Origin of the sequence: Pseudoalteromonas sp. 3D05, from assembly GCF_002723455.1 — a bacterium.
GTDB lineage: Bacteria > Pseudomonadota > Gammaproteobacteria > Enterobacterales > Alteromonadaceae > Pseudoalteromonas.
In genome coordinates this window covers 8,261-31,077 of record NZ_PDUS01000022.1, presented here as the reverse complement: position 1 = coordinate 31,077, position 22,817 = coordinate 8,261, and the positions used below count along the sequence as shown (strand labels likewise).

The window sequence follows — 22,817 nt, the reverse complement described above, 5'->3', positions numbered from 1 at the left end:
TCTTTTGATTTTGCATGGCCGCCACATTTACCTTCACCACACTTACCTTCTGTTGCGTCTATCTGGTAACCGGTTACTAATTCTTGAAACTCAAACGGATTGGCTTGAGCAGTTGTTGCCACCAAGCTTGCACTGCTGATAACTACCGCACCTAATGCTAACGCAACTGTATTTTTTTTTGCTGTATTCATAATATTATTCTCTCTATCTTCAACGGGTATACTTAATAGACCCACCATTTAGGAAAAACTTTCAAAATTTAACAATAATATTATTTTTTTCATTAACCGATATTGATTTATCAATCACAGAGGAACAGGTAGACTACGTTTCCCATTTTTTATAGGTATGTGACATTAATGAAACTAGTTTTAGCACCAATGGAAGGCGTTGTGGATTTTAAAATGCGCCAATTACTAACAGATATTGGTGGCTTTGACTTGTGTGTAACCGAGTTTATACGTGTCGTTGATGCACGATTACCTGATAAGGTATTTCATCGATATTGTCCTGAGCTTAATAATAATGGCTATACGCGCGCGGGAACGCCTGTACGTATTCAGCTATTAGGTCAAGTTGCTGACGCGCTCGCGGAAAATGCGGTAAAAGTTGTCGAATTAGGGTCTCATGGTGTCGATTTAAACTTCGGCTGCCCTGCCAAAACAGTCAACCGTAGTAAAGGTGGTGCAGTACTACTCAAAGACCCAGAACACATGTATGAAATAATCAAGTCTGTCCGCAACGCGGTACCTCAAGAGCACCAAGTAAGCGCCAAAATTCGATTGGGCTTTGACGATGATAGTAACAGCCAGGAAATTGTAGATGCTGTGGTAAGCGCAGGGGCTAATAGTATTGCAATCCACGCGCGCACTAAAAGGGATGGCTATAACCCACCGGCATATTGGGAAAAAATCCCGCCTTTAATTAAAGGTAAATCTATTGATGTTGTAGCCAATGGTGAAATATGGCAAGTGTCGGATGCTATTTTGTGCCAGCAACGCAGTACATGCACTGATCTGATGCTGGGACGCGGTGCATTATCACACCCTGATCTGGCAAAAAAAATAAAAGCGCACTTTAATGGCCAGCAATATGATGGTCTTAAGTGGGAGAACATTTTATATCATATTATTCATTCTTCCATGCACCATGATCCAAGTAAAGATGAAAAGTACTTTGCATCAAGGACAAAACAATGGCTTGGCTATTTAAAACGTGAATACAAACAAGCGAGCACATTGTTTGACGAAATCCGACGCTTAAAAACAAAAGAAGATGTTTCTTTGGTATTAAACAAATATGCAATCGCGCCCTAAATTGATACACATCATTATTAACCTCGATTAAATTATGGATAATACCATCATTGTACAATGAGGAAATAAGTTATGAATCAATCACAACATACTTTGGCACGCTTAAACAGTGAACTTACTTCACAGCGTAAGTCACTATTAACTGCTTTAGCGCAATCGAACAGCCTTAGCCATCATTGCTTATTACATACCCTTGAATCGAATAACCCAGAGCGATGGTTAGAGCTCACAGATAAGCAATTGGGTTCTGAATACAGTGCATTGATTAAACGCTTAGAAAAGTTGGAAGCAGCTGTATGCCAAATAGAAATAGGCCAATATGGGTATTGTTGCGATTGCGAAGAAAAAATTGATGCACAGCGTTTGCTAGATGACCCAACTAACCAACGCTGTAGAAAATGTGACCCGGGATAAGTTATAGCTTATTGTCTAACAGCTGTGCGAAGGCAAAACTAAACGCAGGAAAGTAAACAAGGTTTTCAACTGCATATGCTGCTTGCTTATCTGACATTTGAATGCGTTTTTGTAGATTAACTTTTGCTTGTTGCACAGTCCAAGCATGGTAATGAATTCCCAAATCGGTTTCCATCATCGCTAACCAAAATGCCTTGTCTGAATCAGACATTTTCTCAATCTGTAATGAAGCAGAAAGTGGCAAATTATAGTAACTTTGCTCCCAATCAAGTCCCGCAATTAATTCATAGGAGTTAAACATTAACCATTTCTCAAGCAATGAATCGCTGTGATCGCCATCGAAAGTTTGAGTGTACCTCTGTTGTTTGGAAAATTCTGCTCTGTTTTGTATTTTAGCTAACCAAATTAATGGAGCATCTGTTTTTTGTGCGAAATAATTTAACTTACTTTGATACCATGACGCGCCATTAGGCAATCCATGTAAACCAACGCTACCTCTAGGTGTATAACTAGATAAGTAGTCACTCAAGCTTTCCAAAGCAACTGAGATATCTTGACTAATACCTTTTATCTCTTCTAATTTTGCAACATGTGACTTAAGGCTGTTTAATTCAATTTTATTCAATTTAAGTTTGCTTTCTAAACCTAACGAGAGCTGTTTGATAGTAAAACCAATCCATTGTGCTATTTCCTGATCAGTTATTAAGTCATTGCTCAACATATTTTCTACAACATTAATATTTGCAGGCCATGGAAAATATCGCGCAGGAAAACGCTCAGAAATACTTAAATAATCAGCTAATTGCTGCTGTGGTTTTGTTAGGTCCATAGCACGTAAAGAGCGATATACATCATGGCGAGTTAGTAAATATGATTCTGAGAAAGGTAGTTTACTATCTAGTGTAATTTCACTAGCTATTGATGTATCTAAAGGCTGTAAAAACTCATTTTGTACTCTTAGTTGTTGCTTAACCTGCTCTATATCTGAATACTTTATTGCAGGCTCACTGCACCCTGTAAGTAACATTAACAAGCATACACCAACATATTTTATCATTTTCAAACCCAAATAGAGGCCTCTTTGATAAGAAGCATTTAATTAATTTATGTGTGTTCAAATAAAAGGAATAAAAAAAGCCCCAAAGGGGCTTTTTAAACTGTAAAGCAATGTATATTAAATTTTCACACCGTTGCGAGCGGCTTTATCTTTAATATATGGAGCCCAACCTTTTGCAAACTTACGTGTGCGTTGGTCATCCATTGCTTTTTGAATCGCTGCATAAGCTTGCTTATACTTTTCTTGATAGTAATAAGCTTCAGCTAAATCTGTATATATAGTTCCTTTTTTGTCAGAACCTAATTCCAGAGCCTTATTCAAACGAACAACGGCAGCACTATAATTTTGCGACTGAAGTAATAACGAACCTGCTTTACGGTAAAGTTCAGCATCGTCATCAAACTTAGCGGCTTCTTCATAATACTTAGCTGCTTCTTCGATATTTTTTGAGCGGTGATAGTTACTCGCTATCGCGCTGATATTTTGTTTATTTCGCTTCACAATCTTATCATTGATAGATTCCTCAAGGACTTTAGCAGCCTTGTAAGGGATCTCATTCAAAGAATAGAAGTTAGATAAAACTTTATAATCAACTTCAGTCTCAAAAAAACCATTTTTGTAGGCTACTTCCATCGTCGCAAGACCTTTTTTATAGTCTTCCGTCTGAAGGTAGTACTTGCCTAAACTAACCCATGCTTTTTTGTCATCAGGCCAGATACGAACAATCTCTTCACCCACTTTTACCATATTGCTATAGTCTTTAAGCTCAAAGTATGAACCTAATTTAAGTTGGTAAGGGCCTTTTTTAGGCTCTTCTTGAAGTTTGATTGCTTTATCTGCAGGCTCAAAAACGTCACGGAATTGTTCTAGCTGGTAATTAGCTTGTGCAATACGGGTATAAACCGTTGCATCTTCTTCACCAGTAAAATCCATCCATCTTACATAAGCTTCTTTGGCTTTTTTGAATTGCTCTGTACCAGCATACATATCACCTAACGTTTTTAAAGTTTGCTCTTGATCTGCAAAGTTTAAAATATCAGGGGCTACGGCTAACTCAAGGTGTTTGATCGCAGTTTTGTACTGCTCTTTTTGACCATACATGCTACCTAGGTAGCGGTTAACTATTGCTTTGTCAAAGTCATCTGAAGGGTCAAGCTCTTTCAGCATAGCGATTGCTTCATCAAGCTTGTCTTCGTTGTAAAATTCAAATGCTTTAGAAACTTTTTTACCAGTGCGCTCACCCATGATTCTAGTTTTTGCTTTTTTACGCTCTTCAATTTTTGCGTAATCTGGCGCAGCTAAAACCGGTGCAGTAATCACTGCACCTGAGAGAGACATAAGTACCGCAAGTGCTGTTACTTTAGATAAATTTCTCATACTTGCCTCCTTAATTGCCTTGGTTAAGTTTAAAGTCTAATTGAACCTGTAAGCCAACTTGCTTCTGTGGTTTACCATCAATGATCTTAGGACGGTACTTCCACTTTTTAAGTGCACGTTTTGCTTCTCTATCAAAGATTCGTCTAGGGTCTGCGTCAATTACTTCAACGTCTGTAACCCCACCCAACTCATCGATTGAGAATGAAAGTTGTACCCAACCTTCTTTACCATCACGTGCCGCTTGTGTTGGATATTTTGGTTCAATACGAACGATAGGTGTCGCATCACCGTCACGTCCAAATGCACCTGGACCACTTAGGCCACCAGCCGAACTTCCCACATCGATGCTACCCATGTTAAATGACATAGCACCCGGATTAGGGTTGTTAGTTTCCGGCTGAGGCGGCTGCGGTTTAGGCGGCTGCTTTGGCGGTGGTGGAGGCGGAGGCGGAACACGCTTCCTCTCCTGCACCTTAGATTCAGGCGGATTCGTCATAATTTCGACTACGATCTGCTCTTTTTGCTCCGTGTTACGGTCAGCCCCACCAGAGATGAGGAAGGCCATGAAGTAGAACAAGCCGAAAGTAACTGCCCCACCTGCAATCAGTGAAAACAGAAAACGAATCATTACTGATCTCCAGCTATTGAAATTCTCAGGTTGTCACCCGTCGCTTTGATCTGGTCCATAACTTTAACCACAGTGCCATGTTTTGCATCTTTGTCAGCTTGCAAAATTACAACATCTGTAGGTTGTTCTGCTAATAAACTTTCGATCTTTGCTGAAACACGTTCAACATCAACTTGCTGTTTATCAATCCAGATCTCGCCGTTGTCACGAATCGCAATAAAAATGTTCGCATTTTTTTGCTTCGTAGCTTGGGCCGCTTTTGGTTTATTGACTTCGATACCAGCCTCTTTAACGAACGATGTAGTTACGATAAAGAAAATAAGCATGATAAATACGATGTCAAGCATCGGCGTCATATCTACCGCTGCTTCTTCTTCTTCACGAAAACGTTGTTTACGTGCCATATTTAATTCTCTCTCTAGTGATGAGGCATGCTATCTATAAGTTTGGCTTTCACCATTCTCGCTCTTGCCTCAAGGCGTGAGCTAAAGAAAACTCCAGATAGTGCCGCAACCATTCCAGCCATTGTTGGGATTGTTGCCATTGAAATACCAGATGCCATTAAACGTGCGTTACCAGTACCTTGAGTAGCCATCGTTTCGAAAACCGATATCATACCCGTTACTGTACCTAGTAAGCCGATTAAAGGACAAATAGCTACTAATGTTTTAATCAACAACATACGCTGATCTAATTTTTCAGACGCTTCAGAAATCCATGCTTCACGGATTCTGTGTGCGTACCAAGACGTAGTGTCTTGGCGGGCATCCCACTTTCCTACAATTTCCTTCGTCATACGAGGAAACTCAGAAAGTAAGAACCAATAGCGCTCAATCATTAAAACCCACATAAGAAAGAGTGCTATCGCGACCACGTATAATACCTGGCCGCCTGTGCCAACAAAATCCCTGATAGATTCCCAGATCTCCATCAGGACTAGCATTAGGCTTTCTCCTTCTCCGCGTGAGTAGCAACGATACCCGCGCTTTGCTCATCAAGGATGTGTAGTACCGACTTACTGCGACCCGCTACAACAGCGTGAAGAAGGATAAGTGGTAATGCAGCAATTAGACCTAGCGCAGTAGTTACAAGTGCTAGAGAGATGTTACCTGCCATGATCTTCGGATCACCCGTACCGAACAATGTGATTGTTTGGAACGTTAAGATCATACCGATTACCGTACCTAGTAGACCAAGTAGTGGCGCGATTGCAGCAAGGATTTTGATGATGTTGATACCCGCTTCGATGCGAGGCGTTTCACGAAGAATCGCTTCATCAAGCTTAAGCTCAAGGTTTTCAACGTCTTGGTTTTTATTCTCTTGGTACACTTTAAGGATACGACCCAGTGGGTTGTTAGCATTAGGTGTAGACACATTTTTAAGTTGGCTCTTAATTTTACCCGTCGTGATTGTTAAATCAACAAAACGAACTAAGAAGATTAATAAACCAAAGCCTAATAAAGCTGTGATGATATAACCAACTACATCACCTTGATGGTAATATTCCATCAGTGATTTTTTCTGTGTATTGATACGTAAGATAGCACCACGTGTAGGATCCACGTAAACACCTGCGTATTCACCAGCAGAAGTAGCCGCTAAATCATCAATACCTGCAAGGATAAAACCATCTGGTTGCTTACCTAGCGGTTGAATTGATTTAGTCTCAGGTGAATAAATTAAGTAGCCATCGTCTGTAACTAAGTTGAAGTTACCAATACGTGTTACTTTCTTCACAGAAGAGTTACCGTCAAGGCCTGCAACTTCAGTTTCAAATGTTGAAACTTTTGCTGATTCAGTCATTTCAGTTTGAAGTGAAATCCAAAGCTCTTCAAGCTCACGCACTGTTGGTAGTTCTTTTGCAGCAGCAAGTGAACGTAAAATTTCAGCACGGCCTGGCTTTTCAGCAGAAACAAGTGACGCTTCGATTGAACCGATTGCATCTTGTGCAGCACGACGAACAACACCAAACATCTCACCTAAAGTACCTTGTGCACTTTGTAGAGCTGCTGCTTTCTCATTCATTGTATTTTCGTTTTGTGCATATTCTTTAGTTAGACGATCACCACGTGCTTTTTCAGCAGACAACTGGCTTTTCGCTTTATTAAGTAACGCTTGCTTGTCAGCACGAGCTGAAAGAAATTCTTGCTCACGTTGCTTATTGATTTTGCCTTCAGAGATACGCTCTTGCTTAACTTGCTCAAGGATTTTATCTAGAGCATCAGTATTTGCATGTGCATTTAGCGCGGTACCTGCAGAAACAGATAGTACTGCTGCAACAGCAAAACCTTTAAATAGTTTCTTCATTATTGATTACTCCGCGCCAAAGATTGGTAGTTTAACAAGTTCTAATGTCGCTTGCTTACGCGCCATACGAATAACTTCTTTAACAGGTTTTAGGTATTCTTCACCTAATTCTTTCCACTGTTTAGTGTTGTTATCCCAAACCCACGCATGCTTCAAATCGAATGATTGAGCAACATAAGTGATACGACCTAGTTGGCCGAAATCAACGTTGATTGTTTTACCATTGATTTCAAGTGTACCTTGAGACGCAGCAACTAAAGAGCTGTATGCAGCTTCAATTGTGTATGATTCAAGTACTTGACGGAATTTTTCTGAAGTAGTTACAGAAGAAGAAACCATTGTTTCGCGTAATCTTTCAACACGCGCTAAACGAGTCTCAATGTTAAACGGAACGTCCGCTTTGATGAATTGCTCAAGCGTATCGATCATGCGATACATCAAAGGCACAACGTTTTGTTTAGTGTTGTCGATAGTCGCGATTTGGCGATCAAACGATTCAATTTGTGCATTTTGGTCTGCGACCAAACGTGCAACATGATCGTTGTATACTTTCAAAAGCTCAGTTTCATCAACAATGCCACGGTACTCAGCGATAAGCTCTTGAGTTTGACCGTATACGTTGTCAATTTTAGTTTGAGACTTAACCGCAGCCGTTTGAATTTTTTGACCTGCTTTTTGCACGTCATTCAAAGGATCTGCAATCACATTGCTGCTTGCAAATGCAAATGCGCCAACCAACGCAGTTGCTACAAGACTCTTTCTGATTTTAACAGACATAGTTCCCAACCAATTAAGTAATGTTACTTTTATAATTTAATTACCTCCCGAAGGAGACAACCCTGATATCTTTTAATAGATATCAACCCTCCAATAATGCTAAATGCAATGCACGCTGTCAACTTGATGTTTGGAATTAACCATAAATAAATTGTGCTAAAGAAGTTTAGCTAACATTCAAAAAAACAAAGGATTAACACAAATGTAACAATGATAGTGTAGAGTATTCTGCAAAGGCTAGTGTTGATAGCTATTTTGAGATGCAAAAAAAATAACAAAACATAAATGTAACATTTTATTATTACGTTTTAGGCATCATAAAAAGTTTAGAAAAATTTCATTTCAGCTTAGTCATTCAGTAAAAAAGCGTTTTTATTCAGCTAAAGATGACAAATTAATCGTAATTTATCATCTTTTAGAAGCTAATTTGCACACTGTGAATTGAACTTTACAACAAGTCCATTATAAAGAGTCGTTATCAACCAGTTTTGCTAAAGAGATTACTGAGTCAACGCCCAACTTTTCAAAGATTTTCGTTTTGTAAGTACTCACCGTTTTATTACTAATAAACAGTTTTTCTCCGATATCCTTATTTGAGGCGCCCTCAACGAGGTGTTTCATCACCGTTAATTCTCTTTCCGTCAGAATTTGATCGATATCTTTGTCATGTGTTAAGAGATCTTCTTGAGGAAAAAAGGTGAAGCCTTTCAAAATTAATTCAACGGCGGATGTTATGTTTTCAAGGCTTTCGGCTTTGTTTATAAAACCTTGCGAGCCTAATTTTGCTGCCGTTCTGATAATATGCTTATCCTGCTTAGCCGATAAAAATAACACACGCCCTTTGTAACCAGCCAAACAAGCTCGTTTATACAAGCTAAACCCATCAGATTCTTCTAGTTCGATATCGAGTATTATCAAATCACACTTATTAACCCTTAAGTACTCAAGTGCTTCCTTTTGGCTTGCTACTGCATAAATACCATTTACTAAAGCTGATTTGCTTAACGCTGTTTTAATCGCTGCGCAGACCATTGGGTGGTCATCAACAACAAGTACATCATGTGTTGTGTTCATTTACTAGCAAACCTTTACTTAGTATTCTCATTTCTTAATTTTAGTGTAAACCCAGATTATCGGTAGCGTGTTTACATTATTTTTATTCTATTAACTTTCACAGAACTCAGTAAGTAATAGCGTAAGTATAATATAGATAAAACAAGCTGATTAGTTTCAGACTGTAACAATCTTCACTGGAAGTTTACAACGAGGTGCGAGAATACCCAATTTAGCTAACTTGATACAGAGTTAAACAACTCTTTACATGAATTTCATAACTAATCATTTATCAATTTATATAAGCTAATAATTTAGTATTGAGTAGATTATGAGAAGTAGTGGGGGTTTTTGGAGAATTATGGTGAAACAGAGACCTGTTTCACCAAGATGAACTTAGGTTCACATAATTAAATTATGCTACTTCTACGTTCTCAGCTTCAGGGCCTTTTTGACCTTGCTTGATGCCGAAAGACACTTGTTGGCCTTCGCTTAGAGTGCGAAAACCTGAGCCTGTAATAGCGCTGAAATGTACGAATACGTCAGGACCATTTTCTTGTTCAATAAAACCGAAGCCTTTAGCTTCGTTGAAGAACTTAACTTTACCAGTAACCGTGTTTGACATACTAAATTTTCCTGTAAGTCAATAATTAAAATTCAGCCAGATTGGCTATATCCTCCCTGAGTGAATGCCCAAAAACGTTGGGGTATAGTACAGGAAGAAGCAAAACCATTAACCGGTAACCTTACACGCCGCACAATAACCGTAAATTCTATACGCAAAAACTCAAAGCAAGATAAGGTTAACACAATAAATCCGTTTTAGCTCTATTAATTAAAAAAAAATTTATAAGCTGTGATTCAAAGGGTTAAACACAGCTTTACAAACTAATATTAGGGCTAAAAAATCCAGACTTTGGCTTTATTTTGACTGTTTATTTTACTTGCCAGTCAATAATAGACTCAGCTTTTATTGGCACAACATGGTCACCACCGAGTGGATAGCTAGCTGGCACAGTCCAAGGTTGCTTTACCAAAGTAATGGTATCTGAATTACGCGGCAAACCATAAAAGTCTGGCCCAAAATGGCTAGCAAAACCTTCTAATTTATCCAAAGCGTCTGCATCTTCAAATGCTTCTGCATAAAGTTCCAGTGCTGCATGGGCGGTATAAGCGCCTGCGCAACCACATGCAGCTTCCTTCTTATCCTTATAGTGTGGCGCTGAATCAGTGCCTAAAAAGAACTTTTTACTACCACTTGTCGCAGCTTCAATAAGCGCTTGTTGATGCGTATTGCGTTTTAAAATTGGTAAACAATAATAGTGAGGTCTAATCCCTCCTGCTAACATATGATTACGATTATAAAGTAAGTGGTGAGCAGTAATTGTTGCTGCGACATTATCAGAAGCATTTTTAACAAAATCAACCGCATCTTTAGTCGTGATATGTTCAAGTACAATCTTTAAATCAGGGAAGTCATTAACAACATCGCCCATAATAGTGTCTAAAAACACTTTCTCACGGTCAAAGATATCAATCGACGAGTCAGTTACCTCGCCGTGTATAAGTAATAACATCCCCACTTCTTGCATTGCTTCAAGGACTGGGTAGATTTTCTTCATTGAAGTAACACCCGAATCAGAATTTGTAGTAGCGCCAGCTGGGTATACTTTTGCTGCAACAATTTTACCTGTTGCATGTGCTTTTTTTATTTCATCTGCTGTCGTATTATCTGTTAAATAAAGCACCATTAATGGTTCAAAATTACCCTGAGGCCCGGCAGCGAGTATTCGGTCTCTATAAGACAATGCTGTTTCAGTGCATATTGCTGGCGGTACAAGGTTAGGCATAATAATTGCCCTGCCCATGTAACGACTGATATCTCGAACTGTATCTTTAAGCTGATCACCATCACGTAAATGTACGTGCCAATCATCCGGACGAGTAAGGGTTAATGTATGGGTGTTTTGATTTTCTTGATTTGACATTACTTATTTCCACGGCTGAATTTAGCTGATCATAGGCATATGGAGCAACTGAGTAAAGTAATATCCTCGATTTGTTTGTTTAAGTCCTTTGGTTGATATCACACCAATGTGTACTACACTTTACAGCATTGATAATTGTATTTGATATATTTTTTGTACCTTGGTTAATATTAAGTTAACGTATGACTATAATTAAAAATATAAACAGCTTCAGACTCATTTATGTCGAATAATGTAGACTCTCCTACCCCATTAGAGCTCAAAACTGAACAGTTGAGTATTATCAATCAATTTTCTTCTAGTCTTTTGCAGCTTGATGAACTTGATGAGCTATTTGAGTACGTCACGACTCAAGTTGTAAAACGCTTAGGCTTTGTAGATTGCGTTATTTACCTTGCCGACGAAAAAAGTACCACGTTACATGAAGTCGCAGCGATGGGCGTTTCACCTATTGCAACAGACTACTATATCGAACGAAATATCATCCCTTTTAATCAAGGTATAACTGGTTATGTTGCAACCACTGGTCAAGCAGTAATTATTGGTGATGTCAGCTCTGATGTCCGTTACATTGCAGACGCACGGCCAGCGATGTCTGAGTTATGCGTGCCACTTATTTACAATTCAAAAGTATTAGGCGTTATCGACTGCGAACACCCTGCTCGAAATTACTTCACTGACGCTCACCTTGAAATACTCACAACGGTGGCGCATTTATTAAGTGCAAAAATCAACCAGGTAAGAACAGTAAAAAGTCTGCAAAAAACGGTAAACCAGCTTAATGATGCGCAAAAGCTTGAGACTACCTTATTACAAATTGCTAACTTAACGTATCAGGCGAGCGATCTGGACGCATTTTTAGAATCACTGCATAATATTATGACCAGCTTGCTTCGCACAGATAACTTTTTAGTTGGTTTATATGATAAAAACATCGATGTGCTTGAGATTGTTTATATTATAGAAGAAGGTGTACGCTCAAATGCACATAAAAAAGTATCAAAAGAGCAATTAAAGCACACGGCTTCTTATTATATGCTAACCGCAGAACAGTCTTTACTGTTAGATAGAGTTGAATATCAGCAGCATATTGATGCAGGCCATTTTAAAATGGTTGGTCGTCCTTCAGAATCCTGGCTTGGTGTACCCTTTGATGTGAATGATCACACAACAGGTGTGATCGTGGTACAAAGCTACCAAGAGAAATACCACTACAGTGAACATGACAGAAATATTTTAACCTACGTAAGCCGCCAAATTAGCATGGCAATAGACAGGCAACTGTCCCGCCAAGCTTTAGAGCATCGGGCTTTACATGATGAACTAACAGGCTTAGCAAATCGCTCATTATTAATCGAACGAATGAAGCACGCTATTTTAAAATTAGCTAGAGAACCTAAAAAGGTGAGTCATTGCTTACTTTATCTCGACTTTGACCGCTTCAAAAGTATCAATGATTCTTTGGGCCATGAAGTTGGTGATCACTTTTTAATTGCTATTTGTGAGTTAATCAAAGGAACGATTCGCAACACGGATACATTTTCGCGATTAGGGGGGGACGAATTTGCTATTTTTATGGAAAATATTAGCCATAAAAATCAAGTTAATGAAGCTTTGAGCAGAATTGAAACCGTTTTATCTAAACCATTAAATGTTGACGGCCATTTACTACAAGCCTCAACGAGTATTGGCGTTGCATTTACCCAAAGCAGCGAAGATGAAGCATATAAATTGCTTCAACATGCTGATGCCGCAATGTATGAAGCGAAGTCAACGGGACGCGGTCAAGTGAGGTTTTTTAACGGTACAATGCGGAAAAAACTAAAAACTCATGCTGATATTGAAAATGACTTGCAACATGGTATTGAACACAATGAATTTGAACTGTTTTACCAGCCTATATTTACAATTCAGAGCAGTGAAATAATTGGCTTTGAAGCTTTAGTAAGATGGCATCACCCTAATAAAGGTTTTGTTTCTCCAAACGACTTTATCCCTGTAGCTGAAAATACCGGCCAAATAATAAATTTAGATCTACATTTACTCGATTTGGCAGGACAACAAATTGCGGCTTGGGTGTCACAAAAAAAGCGCTTCTTAAGAGTTACAGTAAATGTATCATCAAGACACTTTGCCAGCCTCGATTTTGTTCCACAAATTCACTCCATATATAATAAGTATCAATTACCGCTTGGCTCTTTATGTTTAGAAATTACCGAATCTGGATTAATTGAAAACCTAGAATTAGCGACTCAGATCATCGAGGGGCTAGCCCCTTTAAAAGTAAAACTTTGCCTAGATGATTTTGGCACAGGGTATTCAGCACTTGGTTATTTGCACCAACTACCTATTCATGTGCTAAAGATAGATAAAAGCTTTATAGATAATCTACAGGGTGACTCTAATCCACTTGTGGGCGCCATTCTATCCCTTGCATCGTCTTTAAAATTGGATGTTGTTGCTGAAGGAATAGAAACAAACGAACAATTAGCTATTTTACAAAATACACAGTGCGACTTTGGCCAAGGCTTTTTAAAGTCTAAGCCATTACCTGCCCTTGAAGCGATAAGCTTGATAGATAAGCCTCTTTAATTCACCTTTAAGACACAAAAAAGCCCTGAAAATTCAGGGCTTTTTTATCAACATTAGCTATTAACCAACTAACCAGTGCGCCATTAAAGCGATGACAGGTAAAGTAACCAGTGTTCTTAAAATAAATATAATGAATAGTTCAAAGATATTAACAGGTATCTTACTACCTAACAGTAAAGCACCTACTTCAGACATATATATTAACTGCGTCACACTCATAGCAGCTATAATAAAACGCGTTACGTCACTTTCTATAGAGCCTGCTGCTAATATAGAAGGTATAAACATATCGGCAAAACCCACCATGATAGTTTGTGCGGCTGCTTCAGCTTCTGGCACGCGTAATAATTCAAGGAATGGAATGAATGGCATACCTAGGTATTGAAAGATAGGCGTATACTCGGCGATAATTAGCGCAAATGTTCCGACAGCCATTACCACAGGCAATACAGCAAAGACCATATCGAGTGCATTATGAACGCCCTCTTCGATAGTGCCTTTGATCCCTGGGGCTTTATCTGCTTTATCTAATGCTACATCAAGCGAATGTTTAAAAAGCGTTTTCCCTTCAGGAACAAGTTCGGCATTTCCATCAGGCTCTTTTCCATCGATAAAGACATCTTTTTTAAAACTAAGTGGTGGAAGCCGTGGGACGATAATCGCTGCTACAACACCCGCTAAGCACACTGTTAAATAAAATGGAGCGAATAAATACTCCAGCTGTACTTGGCCAATGACAACCAGGCAAAACGTGATAGATACGGCAGAAAAGGTTGTACCTATTATAGCTGCTTCACGCTGGGTATAATACTTATCTTCGTATTGTCGTGCTGTCATGAGTATGCCAACACTACCATCACCTAACCAAGATGCTACGCAGTTAACAGCACTACGTCCAGGCACACCAAATAAAGGGCGCATAACTTTGGTTAACAGCGTCCCGACTAATTCTAGCAAGCCAAAATTCAATAGTAGCGGTAATAACAAGCCAGCTAAAATAAAGACAGAGAATAAAACCGGCAGCAAGTCCTTTAAAACGAGTAACCCCGTATTCTCAGAGTTAATAGCATGTGGGCCTACTTGGTAGTAGGTCATTAATACAAATACAGTGCCTAACAAGCGCGTTACTAGCCAAACCCAACTCACATTAAATAAATGATTTAATAAGCGAAATTTGGTTAACATCGTAGGCTTAAAGACACTGAATACAAGAGACATAACGCCTGTAATGCAAATAATTGTTGCAATAAGGCCTAATGCAAAATCGTTAAATGCAGCTTGAATACCTTTTGCCATAACAGCAATTGGAATGGTCATTATTTCACCTGAAGGAACAGGCGTCATAAATAAGAACACACCAATTAATGAGGGTATTAAAAAAGTGAACCACACTTTAAAATCATGCTGTTTTGCACCAGTATTTGGCGTGGGCGGGTTTGTCTTTGACATAGTTTCAACCTGTTAAAAACACAAAAAGAGCAAAGTGCTCTTTTTGTGTTAACTATTTTATTTGTTATTAAATTTTTATACCACGTTGGCGCAATGCTTTTTCTAGCGCTTGTTGTAAGCCATTCATTGTACCAGGCTCTAAAGTAGACCCTTGGTCATCCATCCACGTTAAACTAGTCCCACCTTCTTTGGTACTACTAACAAGAATTTGATATTGACCATTGTCTATTGGTAATTCCGACAACTCTTCACCCCAGATAGAATCCCATACACTGGACTCTGGCTTGCTGTAATCAGCGGTGATCAAACCTCTGTCTTGGTCAATTTCAACAATAGTAAATGATAAACGCTCCAAAAACCCAGAAAAACGGTCAAATACGTCGTTATAACTTTGCTCTGTAACTAATGCTGCATTACCTTTGTTGTCAAAACCCATCTCTAACGAGATAATGCCCTGCTTCTTACGTAACTCAAGCTCTAGTTGACGATATAAATAATCAAACTCTGCGATAACTTGGTTTAAAGCGCGGACTTCTAATTGCTGTTGCAATAAAGGCGTTAACTTTTCAGTTTTGCTTTTGTAATCAACTAACTTACTACTTAAAGAAACAGTTCTTTGATGTGACTTTTGATCCAGTGTAAATAAAAAGCGTTGCTGTGATACTTCTTGCTCACTGTCCCATAACCAGCCTTCTTCTGGTTGAATTATTGCGTACCAATCCGTTTCAAGTTTTCCAGCTTGCTTATCAAATGTGACCGCTTTTGTTTTGCGTTCTAACAACACACTTTGCACTGCTTGCCAAACAAACTCATCCAGTTCAGTAATGCCATCATTTTTATCAAAATAAATACGAGGAAGCTTGTCACCTTCTTCGACCCAGCTGCCTTTAGCAACAGTTAGCACTTGAGCTGGCGGGCGATAATTGGTTGAGTCTGGATTGTTATCATATTCTGCCACTTCCATCTTATAAGTTGGATCTTGTCTCGGTTGTGCCAATTCACCTGGCACCACAACCGGCTCACCTGCTTTATAATTACGTTTATGGTGTGCCTCGTCAGTAAAAACACCACACCCTGACAAACTTACCAATGCACTTACTGCAAGCGCTTTTGGGATCCAATACTGCACAGATAATTCTCCTTAGCATACCCTTAATTGTTTTAACAAGTATATGAGTGGGTAATACCGATTTGGTTCAGTGTAAAGTCAAGATTAACTCTACAATTATTATTTTATGCACACCCCACTTACAGGACATTAACCTAAAATAAGCCAATGGTTATGCAAAATTTTGACTATGGTACTTTCCCATGCTGTTAAAAACAAGAAACACTGCCCTTTAAAAGTACCTTAATTGATATGGGTTGTAGTTTAAACGTCGATTTGTGCTAAACTTCGCCGCCGTGCATTTACATTTACTCGTTTAGCTCACTGCGGCTGTTATTATTAATATAACCTAGGTACTTGAATTCATGACTGCTTTTTCAAATCATCAAATCGTATTGACTGCTATCGGCGAAGATCGCCCAGGGATTGTTAGTGAGTTAACGCAATTAGTCAGCGATTGCCATTGCAATATCATTGACAGTCGCATTGCAATTTTAGGCAATGAATTCACATTCATCATGTTATTGTCAGGCGACATGTCAGCAATAAGCCGTATTGAACATACATTACCCGTTAAAAGTATGGAACTTGGATTGCTAACTATGATGAAGCGCACTTCGAGTCATACTCAATCTGAGTTTTGCGCCGGCTACACGCTTGAATATACGGGCATTGACACTCCTGGTACGCTAAGTAAAGTGACCCGTTTTTTTGCCGATAGTCAGATTAGCATCTGCTCTTTAAAATCAGATACCTATGATGAAGAAGATAACACTGTTATGCGCTGCGAGCTCGAGTTCAACATCCCAATTGATGTAGATATTGATGAATTTAAGATCGCTTTTGAAACGCTCTCTCGTACACTGAACGTAGATTATATTTTTAGACGTATTCGCTAAGGAGAATAATATGAACTTAATTAACCCATTAAATGCTGGTGACACTGCCCCTGCGTTTAGCTTACAGAACCAAGATGGTGAAACCGTTACACTCTCTGAGCTACTAAAAGAGCAGCAAGTATTAGTCTATTTTTACCCAAAAGCATCAACACCAGGATGTACTGTACAGGCTGAAAACTTACGTGACGAAAAAGCAGAGCTTGCTAAGCTAAATACTCGTGTTGTTGGTATAAGCCCAGATCCAGTCAAGCGATTAAAAAACTTTGAGACTAAAAAAGAACTAAACTTTGATTTGCTTTCTGATGAAGATCACGCAATTGCTGAAGCTTTTGGTGTTTGGGGTTATAAAAAGTTTATGGGTAAGGAATACGATGGAATCCACCGCTTAAGCTTTTTGATTGGTCAAGATGGTAAAATTAAGCATCTGTTTGATAAATTTAAAACAAAAGACCACCATCAAGTTGTACTTGATTACTTAAATTCATAGTACCAATAAGCCTTCCCCGGATTACAATCCGGGGTTACTGCTTATATAGTAAAAATTTTTACAATCCTAAATCAGCCATAAAATCATCGTCAGCATCTTCTACTGCACTTGTTTTGGCTGCATTTTCTTTCTCTTCTTTTTGTTTAGCTTCATTAGCAATGATGTCATCTGGGTCAACGGCTTCACTGATATCAAAGTCATGCAATTTTATAAACTCTGTTTTGTCCATTGCCAACTCTAGATAAAAAATATTTTGCTTTGAAGTTGTAAACGTCACTCTTCGTGCTTGCGGTCGATCCATTGTGGTATCAACTGAAATTTGCACTTGTTTATTAATTGCCATCATTTTTGGTTGATTTTGCGTGATAGATGTATGTAACTGCTCACGCACTTTGGAAGTGAAATCGCCTACAATTTGGTTCATTAGTTCACCAAGCACATTTGAAACATCATCCGATAAATGACTGTGCGCAATTTCTTCTTCAGGCATACCCATGCTACGCATGTAGTCATGGTATATTTCCATCGCTGCTTGCGAGGTGAAATTTGTAATTACCAGACCAGTAAAACCACCATCAAATAACACAAAACAACCTATGTCAGGTCGCATGCACGTGCGGGTTATCTTTTGTACCATCGCCGAGTAGCTAATACTATTACCACTTGCTGATGACAATACGCCAGTCACTGAATGACACAATGTAGCTAATATATCATCAGTGCTAATCACTTTACTTTTTGCCATTGAACTTCTCTTTTTATACTTGTTATCTAATATTCTAGCCAAGCTACTGAAATTATCACTGACTATCCAGTATAAAATGTTAAAATAGCGCTATTATTTTCAAATGAGACTGTTTGTGTGACTGTAAAAGACAGTATTTATGCCACAGAGCAAGCGGTTAAAGATTTTAGCTTTGACCAAAATGTCGTAGAAGTTTTTCCTGATATGATCCAGCGTTCGGTGCCGGGTTATGCAACTATTGTCAGTACTATGGGCAAACTAGCGGGGGAATATGCGCAAAGTAACTCTAATTTATATGACCTTGGTTGTTCATTAGGTGCTGTTACGCTCAGTATGCGTAGAAATATTCGTACCGATAACTGCCATATTATCGCTGTAGATAATTCAGAGGCCATGGTTGAACGTTGCAAACTGCATCTGCAAGGTTTTCGCTCTGAAGTACCCGTTACTGTTACACTTGGTGATATTAACGAAATTAATATCGAAAATGCTTCTGTAGTGGCGATGAACTTTACTCTTCAGTTTATTCCGCCTGCACAGCGTTACGCCGTGCTTGAGAAAATTTACGCTAATTTAAAACCGGGCGGTGTATTGCTACTAAGTGAAAAAGTAAAAGGCGAAAATGAACAATGCGATAATTTGCTCATTGATTTGCATCATGATTTTAAACGTCACAACGGCTATTCAGAATTAGAAATAAGTCAAAAGCGCACGGCTATTGAAAATGTAATGCGACCTGATACATTGAGCGAGCATTATTCTCGCCTAAAAGAGATTGGCTTTAGTCAAACTCAAGTGTGGTATCAATGTTTTAACTTTTGCTCATTAGTTGCAATAAAGTAATTTAGGAAATATGTAATGTCTTCATGGTTCAACCAGTTTTACGCTGCAATTGCACAAACTCCCCTTAGTCACTGGCTAGAAACACTTCCGAGTCAATTAAAGCATTGGCAGAATGAGGCCAGCCACGGTGACTTACCTAAATGGCAAAAAGTGTTAAAAAACTTACCTGAAGTTCACACTCAGCACGTAAATATCACCGATAAAGTTGAAATTGGTGTAGCGGGTGAAATGACTCAAGGGCAGCAAAAGCAAACGACACACCTGCTCAAGCGAATGATGCCGTGGCGCAAAGGCCCTTTTAGCGTGCATGGAGTTGAGATTGACACCGAATGGCGCAGCGATTGGAAATGGGACAGATTATTACCCCATATAGAGCCTCTTAAAGGGCGTACCGTTTTAGATATTGGTTGCGGCTCAGGTTATCACTTATGGCGTATGCGCGGTGAAGGCGCTGACTTTGTTGTTGGTATAGACCCGTCTGATTTATTTTTGTGTCAGTTTCAAGCGATTAAACATTTCAACCCTGATGAAAATGTTCATTTACTTCCACTCGGTGTTGAAGCTCTTCCAGAGTTAAAAGCATTTGACACGGTTTTTTCAATGGGCGTGCTTTATCACCGCCGCTCGCCAATAGACTTTTTAGCACAATTAAAAGCACAACTTCGCCCTGGTGGTGAATTAGTGCTTGAGACACTCGTGATAGAAGGTGATGAAAACACAGTGCTTGTCCCCACTGACCGCTATGCAAAGATGCGTAATGTATGGTTTATTCCAAGCACCGCCGCGTTAAAGCTTTGGATGGAGCGCGTTGGCTTTAAAGATGTACACGTTAAGGATTGTGCAATAACTACACTTGAAGAACAACGTAAGTCAGACTGGATGGAAAATGAATCACTGATCGACTTTTTAGACCCTAATGATACCAGTAAAACAATTGAAGGCTACCCTGCACCACTGCGTGCAATTTTAACGGCTAAAGCCTAGTTTTAGGTTTTAGGTTCTAGCAATTCCCTATAATTTAGCGTCGAGGCAATCATCGACGCTAAAACATTACCCTGTAAACCATTTATTAGTACCTTTGTCGAATTATGCGGACAACTGTCCTTGTCAAGAATGTTAAAGTTATATTTGCGCTAGCCGCGCCTTCGCAATTGTTGTAAAATACGCGCGTTTCTAAGCATACACATGCAAAACCATGCAACTTTTTTGAGGAAATCCTGTGAGCGAACAAAAACAGTCTCTAAGTTATAAAGACGCGGGCGTAGATATCGATGCCGGTAACGCACTTGTTGAGCGTATTAAAGGCGTAGTTAAAAAAACCCGTCGTCCTGAAGTTATGGGCGGAATTGGTGGCTTTGGCGCACTTTGCGAAATTCCTGAAGGTTACAAACAACCAGTATTAGTTGCTGGCACTGACGGTGTTGGTACTAAATTACGTTTAGCGATTGATCTTAAGAAGCACGATACTGTTGGCATCGACTTAGTTGCAATGTGTGTGAATGACCTTATCGTTCAAGGTGCTGAGCCATTATTTTTCTTAGACTACTACGCTACAGGCAAGCTTGATGTTGATACAGCTGCAGATGTTGTAACGGGTATTGGCAAAGGCTGTGAGCTTTCTGGCTGTGCTTTGATCGGTGGTGAAACTGCTGAAATGCCAGGTATGTATGATGGCGAAGATTACGACATGGCTGGTTTTTGTACTGGTGTTGTTGAAAAAGCAAATATTATTGATGGCACTAAAGTCGCGTCTGGGGATCAACTAATCGCACTTGCATCAAGCGGTCCTCATTCAAATGGCTTTTCGTTAATTCGTAAGGTTCTAGAAGTATCAAATGCTGATACTAATGCTGAATTTGAAGGTAAAACACTTGGCGAAACACTACTTGAACCTACACGAATTTACGTTAAACAGTTACTTGAGCTGTTTAAGCAAGTAGATGTGCATGCCCTTTCGCATATCACTGGTGGTGGCTTTTGGGAAAATATCCCACGTGTGTTACCTGAATCTGCAAAAGCAGTAGTAAAAGGTGATAGCTGGCAGTGGCCGGGTATCTTTAACTGGTTGCAGGAAAACGGTAACATCACGACGCATGAAATGTACCGCACATTTAACTGTGGTGTAGGTATGGTTTTAGTGGTTCCTGCTGACAAACTTGAGCAAAGCTTAAGCATATTAAAAGAACTTGGTGAAGATGCATGGCACCTTGGTGAAATTCAAGATGCTAAAGCAGGCGAAGAACAAGTAGAAATCCTAGGCGGCCGTGATTAATGGCCCCTTCTCGTCTAGTAGTCTTAATTTCAGGTAGTGGCTCAAATTTACAAGCCATCATTGATGCCTGTAATAATGGCGAGATAAACGCAAACATAGCGGCTGTAGTTAGTAATAAAGCAGACGCTTATGGCCTTGAGCGAGCAAAACAGGCTGGCATTGCAACCGCAGTGCTCAGCCATAAAGATTTTGACTCGCGCGAAGCCTATGATGCTAAATTAATGGACGTTATTGACTCTTTTGCACCAAATTTGGTTGTATTAGCTGGTTTTATGCGTATTCTTACTCCTAGCTTAGTGCAAAAATTTAAAGGAAAAATGTTGAACATTCATCCTTCTTTGTTGCCTAAGTATCAGGGTCTGAATACCCACCAAAGAGCAATTGATGCAAAAGATGACGTTCATGGCGTAAGTGTGCACTTTGTCACTGAAGAGTTAGACGGCGGTCCGGTTATTCTTCAAGCCAAAGTACCGGTGTTGGCAGATGATACTGCAGATACACTAGCTAAGCGTGTGCATGCGCAAGAACATATAATCTATCCTTTGGTGGTCAAATGGTTCAGTGAACAACGACTTACGATGGAAGCAGATTATGCAGTTCTTGATGAAAACAAACTCCCAACACACGGCGCAGATTACCCACAATAAAAAATTAAGTGCCCTACTTTTGTGTGCGGGCACTTTACTTCCTACCAGTTTAATCGCAGGTGAACTCACCCAATTCGAAGCCAACTATGACATTTTACGCAAGGGTGAAAATCATGGTCAGGGTGTGCGTACCTTAAAAAAGCTCGCTGATAACAATTACCAAGTGAGTTACCACAGTGATATTGAGTGGATGATATTTTCAGATTCTCGTAAAGAGACCTCCAATTTTACTTTTAGCAAAAATAAAGTATCTCCAGTGGATTACAGCATGATCCGAACAGGCACCGGTCCTGATAAAGAATATACTTTAGCATTCAATAACACAGACAAGCTCGTCAACAGTAGTGAAAGTAAATACCCTATAAAATGTGAATGGAGTGAACATTTCCAAGACTCAATTTCATACCAAGTACAAGTTCGAGCAGATCTTAAAAAGGGCAAGACCAACTTATCTTACCCGCTAGTAGATAAAAAAGGGAATTGCCGTGACTACAACTTCGAAGTGGTTGGCAAAGAAATGATTTCACTGCCTATAGGCAATATAGAAGCGATAAAAGTAAAACGCCTTTACGACAATGACAAGCGCCAAGCACTCGCTTGGTTTGCTCCAGAAATGGACTATATGTTAGTTAGAATGTGGAAGGGTGAAAAAGGGGTAGAACAATTTGAAGTACAGATGAAGTCTTTCACTGTCACCAGCCCTGTTGCTGTCCCAGAAGCTGTAAAAAGCGCAACAGCCCCAGAGTAAATTTGTTTCCTAGATAGAATAAAAGGCCCAAGTATGACAATCATAACTTGGGCTTTTTATTTTACGATTTATAACTAATTCAAACTTGAAACTGACGGCTGACGGCTGAC

At 39.4% G+C, this 22,817-nt stretch carries 23 protein-coding genes and 1 pseudogene; 10 read left to right on the top strand and 14 right to left on the bottom strand.

Annotated elements, in window-relative coordinates; all coding sequences use genetic code 11:
* A pseudogene (locus CSC79_RS20290) lies at positions 1-191 on the bottom strand (hypothetical protein); the annotation flags it as partial.
* A gap of 168 nt (positions 192-359) precedes the next feature.
* Here CSC79_RS20290 and CSC79_RS17560 point away from each other — a divergent pair.
* On the top strand, positions 360-1,316 hold the full coding sequence (locus CSC79_RS17560; RefSeq protein ID WP_099297041.1) for a tRNA-dihydrouridine synthase: 957 nt from the start codon (positions 360-362) through the stop codon (positions 1,314-1,316).
* 72 nt (positions 1,317-1,388) lie between these two features.
* The gene (locus CSC79_RS17555; RefSeq protein WP_099297040.1) at positions 1,389-1,730 is read left to right on the top strand and encodes a conjugal transfer protein TraR; all 342 of its coding nucleotides are present in this window, start codon (positions 1,389-1,391) and stop codon (positions 1,728-1,730) included.
* A gap of 1 nt (position 1,731) precedes the next feature.
* On the opposite strand, the gene CSC79_RS17550 is transcribed toward CSC79_RS17555, so the two are convergent.
* The 10 genes from CSC79_RS17550 to pyrC all read right to left on the bottom strand — a co-directional run bounded on the left by CSC79_RS17550 (position 1,732) and on the right by pyrC (position 10,917).
* On the bottom strand, positions 1,732-2,787 hold the full coding sequence (locus CSC79_RS17550; protein WP_099297039.1) for a hypothetical protein: 1,056 nt from the start codon (positions 2,785-2,787) through the stop codon (positions 1,732-1,734).
* 117 nt (positions 2,788-2,904) lie between these two features.
* A complete protein-coding gene (locus CSC79_RS17545; protein WP_099297038.1) occupies positions 2,905-4,164 on the bottom strand; it encodes a tetratricopeptide repeat protein in 1,260 nt (419 codons plus the stop codon).
* A 10-nt stretch (positions 4,165-4,174) separates the two neighbouring features.
* On the bottom strand, positions 4,175-4,792 hold the full coding sequence (locus tag CSC79_RS17540) for an energy transducer TonB (RefSeq protein ID WP_099297037.1): 618 nt from the start codon (positions 4,790-4,792) through the stop codon (positions 4,175-4,177).
* The gene (locus CSC79_RS17535; protein ID WP_087531729.1) at positions 4,792-5,196 is read right to left on the bottom strand and encodes a biopolymer transporter ExbD; all 405 of its coding nucleotides are present in this window, start codon (positions 5,194-5,196) and stop codon (positions 4,792-4,794) included. Before CSC79_RS17535 ends, CSC79_RS17540 begins: the two co-directional genes overlap by 1 nt.
* Positions 5,197-5,210: 14 nt before the next feature.
* Positions 5,211-5,735 (bottom strand): MotA/TolQ/ExbB proton channel family protein, encoded by a 525-nt coding sequence (locus CSC79_RS17530; RefSeq protein ID WP_087531730.1) that lies wholly within the window; start codon positions 5,733-5,735, stop codon positions 5,211-5,213.
* On the bottom strand, positions 5,735-7,099 hold the full coding sequence (locus CSC79_RS17525; protein ID WP_099297036.1) for a MotA/TolQ/ExbB proton channel family protein: 1,365 nt from the start codon (positions 7,097-7,099) through the stop codon (positions 5,735-5,737). The genes CSC79_RS17530 and CSC79_RS17525 overlap by 1 nt, the downstream gene beginning before the upstream one ends.
* 6 nt (positions 7,100-7,105) lie before the next feature.
* Positions 7,106-7,876 carry a DUF3450 domain-containing protein gene (locus tag CSC79_RS17520; RefSeq protein WP_099297035.1) on the bottom strand — a complete coding sequence of 257 codons (771 nt, stop codon included), beginning with the start codon at positions 7,874-7,876 and terminating at the stop codon, positions 7,106-7,108.
* 462 nt (positions 7,877-8,338) lie between these two features.
* Positions 8,339-8,950, bottom strand: coding sequence for a response regulator transcription factor (locus tag CSC79_RS17515; protein ID WP_099297034.1), 612 nt, complete (start codon positions 8,948-8,950; stop codon positions 8,339-8,341).
* 394 nt (positions 8,951-9,344) lie between these two features.
* On the bottom strand, positions 9,345-9,554 hold the full coding sequence (locus tag CSC79_RS17510) for a cold-shock protein (protein WP_016707789.1): 210 nt from the start codon (positions 9,552-9,554) through the stop codon (positions 9,345-9,347).
* A gap of 310 nt (positions 9,555-9,864) precedes the next feature.
* Positions 9,865-10,917 carry a dihydroorotase gene (pyrC, locus tag CSC79_RS17505; RefSeq protein WP_099297033.1) on the bottom strand — a complete coding sequence of 351 codons (1,053 nt, stop codon included), beginning with the start codon at positions 10,915-10,917 and terminating at the stop codon, positions 9,865-9,867.
* A gap of 222 nt (positions 10,918-11,139) precedes the next feature.
* Between pyrC and CSC79_RS17500 the strand changes: the two genes are divergently transcribed.
* Positions 11,140-13,509, top strand: a complete 2,370-nt coding sequence (locus CSC79_RS17500) for a GGDEF domain-containing protein (protein ID WP_099297032.1) — start codon at positions 11,140-11,142, stop codon at positions 13,507-13,509.
* A gap of 60 nt (positions 13,510-13,569) precedes the next feature.
* On the opposite strand, the gene CSC79_RS17495 is transcribed toward CSC79_RS17500, so the two are convergent.
* Entirely contained in the window at positions 13,570-14,958 is a 1,389-nt protein-coding gene (locus CSC79_RS17495; RefSeq protein ID WP_099297031.1) for a YjiH family protein, read from the bottom strand.
* Between the two features lie 67 nt (positions 14,959-15,025).
* The gene (gene bamC, locus CSC79_RS17490; protein ID WP_099297030.1) at positions 15,026-16,087 is read right to left on the bottom strand and encodes an outer membrane protein assembly factor BamC; all 1,062 of its coding nucleotides are present in this window, start codon (positions 16,085-16,087) and stop codon (positions 15,026-15,028) included.
* A gap of 344 nt (positions 16,088-16,431) precedes the next feature.
* On the opposite strand from bamC, the gene CSC79_RS17485 reads away from it, so the two are divergent.
* Together CSC79_RS17485 and bcp are read left to right on the top strand one after the other, a co-directional pair.
* Positions 16,432-16,965, top strand: a complete 534-nt coding sequence (locus CSC79_RS17485) for an ACT domain-containing protein (protein ID WP_099297029.1) — start codon at positions 16,432-16,434, stop codon at positions 16,963-16,965.
* A 10-nt stretch (positions 16,966-16,975) separates the two neighbouring features.
* On the top strand, positions 16,976-17,452 hold the full coding sequence (bcp, locus tag CSC79_RS17480) for a thioredoxin-dependent thiol peroxidase (RefSeq protein ID WP_099297028.1): 477 nt from the start codon (positions 16,976-16,978) through the stop codon (positions 17,450-17,452).
* Positions 17,453-17,510: 58 nt separating this feature from the next.
* Here the strand turns inward: bcp and CSC79_RS17475 are convergent, their stop codons facing one another.
* Complete coding sequence (locus CSC79_RS17475) at positions 17,511-18,197, bottom strand: DUF3334 family protein (protein ID WP_099297027.1); 687 nt, start codon at positions 18,195-18,197, stop codon at positions 17,511-17,513.
* 117 nt (positions 18,198-18,314) lie between these two features.
* Here CSC79_RS17475 and cmoA point away from each other — a divergent pair, with 117 nt between their 5' ends.
* The 5 genes from cmoA to CSC79_RS17450 all read left to right on the top strand — a co-directional run bounded on the left by cmoA (position 18,315) and on the right by CSC79_RS17450 (position 22,707).
* Positions 18,315-19,040 carry a carboxy-S-adenosyl-L-methionine synthase CmoA gene (cmoA, locus tag CSC79_RS17470; RefSeq protein ID WP_099297026.1) on the top strand — a complete coding sequence of 242 codons (726 nt, stop codon included), beginning with the start codon at positions 18,315-18,317 and terminating at the stop codon, positions 19,038-19,040.
* A gap of 15 nt (positions 19,041-19,055) precedes the next feature.
* Entirely contained in the window at positions 19,056-20,024 is a 969-nt protein-coding gene (gene cmoB, locus CSC79_RS17465; RefSeq protein ID WP_099297025.1) for a tRNA 5-methoxyuridine(34)/uridine 5-oxyacetic acid(34) synthase CmoB, read from the top strand.
* Between the two features lie 235 nt (positions 20,025-20,259).
* Complete coding sequence (gene purM / locus CSC79_RS17460; RefSeq protein WP_099297024.1) at positions 20,260-21,312, top strand: phosphoribosylformylglycinamidine cyclo-ligase; 1,053 nt, start codon at positions 20,260-20,262, stop codon at positions 21,310-21,312.
* Positions 21,312-21,959 (top strand): phosphoribosylglycinamide formyltransferase, encoded by a 648-nt coding sequence (purN, locus tag CSC79_RS17455; protein WP_099297023.1) that lies wholly within the window; start codon positions 21,312-21,314, stop codon positions 21,957-21,959. The genes purM and purN overlap by 1 nt, the downstream gene beginning before the upstream one ends.
* Positions 21,916-22,707: a DUF3108 domain-containing protein gene (locus CSC79_RS17450; protein WP_237114057.1), complete on the top strand. Its 792-nt coding sequence runs from the start codon at positions 21,916-21,918 to the stop codon at positions 22,705-22,707. Before purN ends, CSC79_RS17450 begins: the two co-directional genes overlap by 44 nt.
* Positions 22,708-22,817 lie beyond the last annotated feature (110 nt).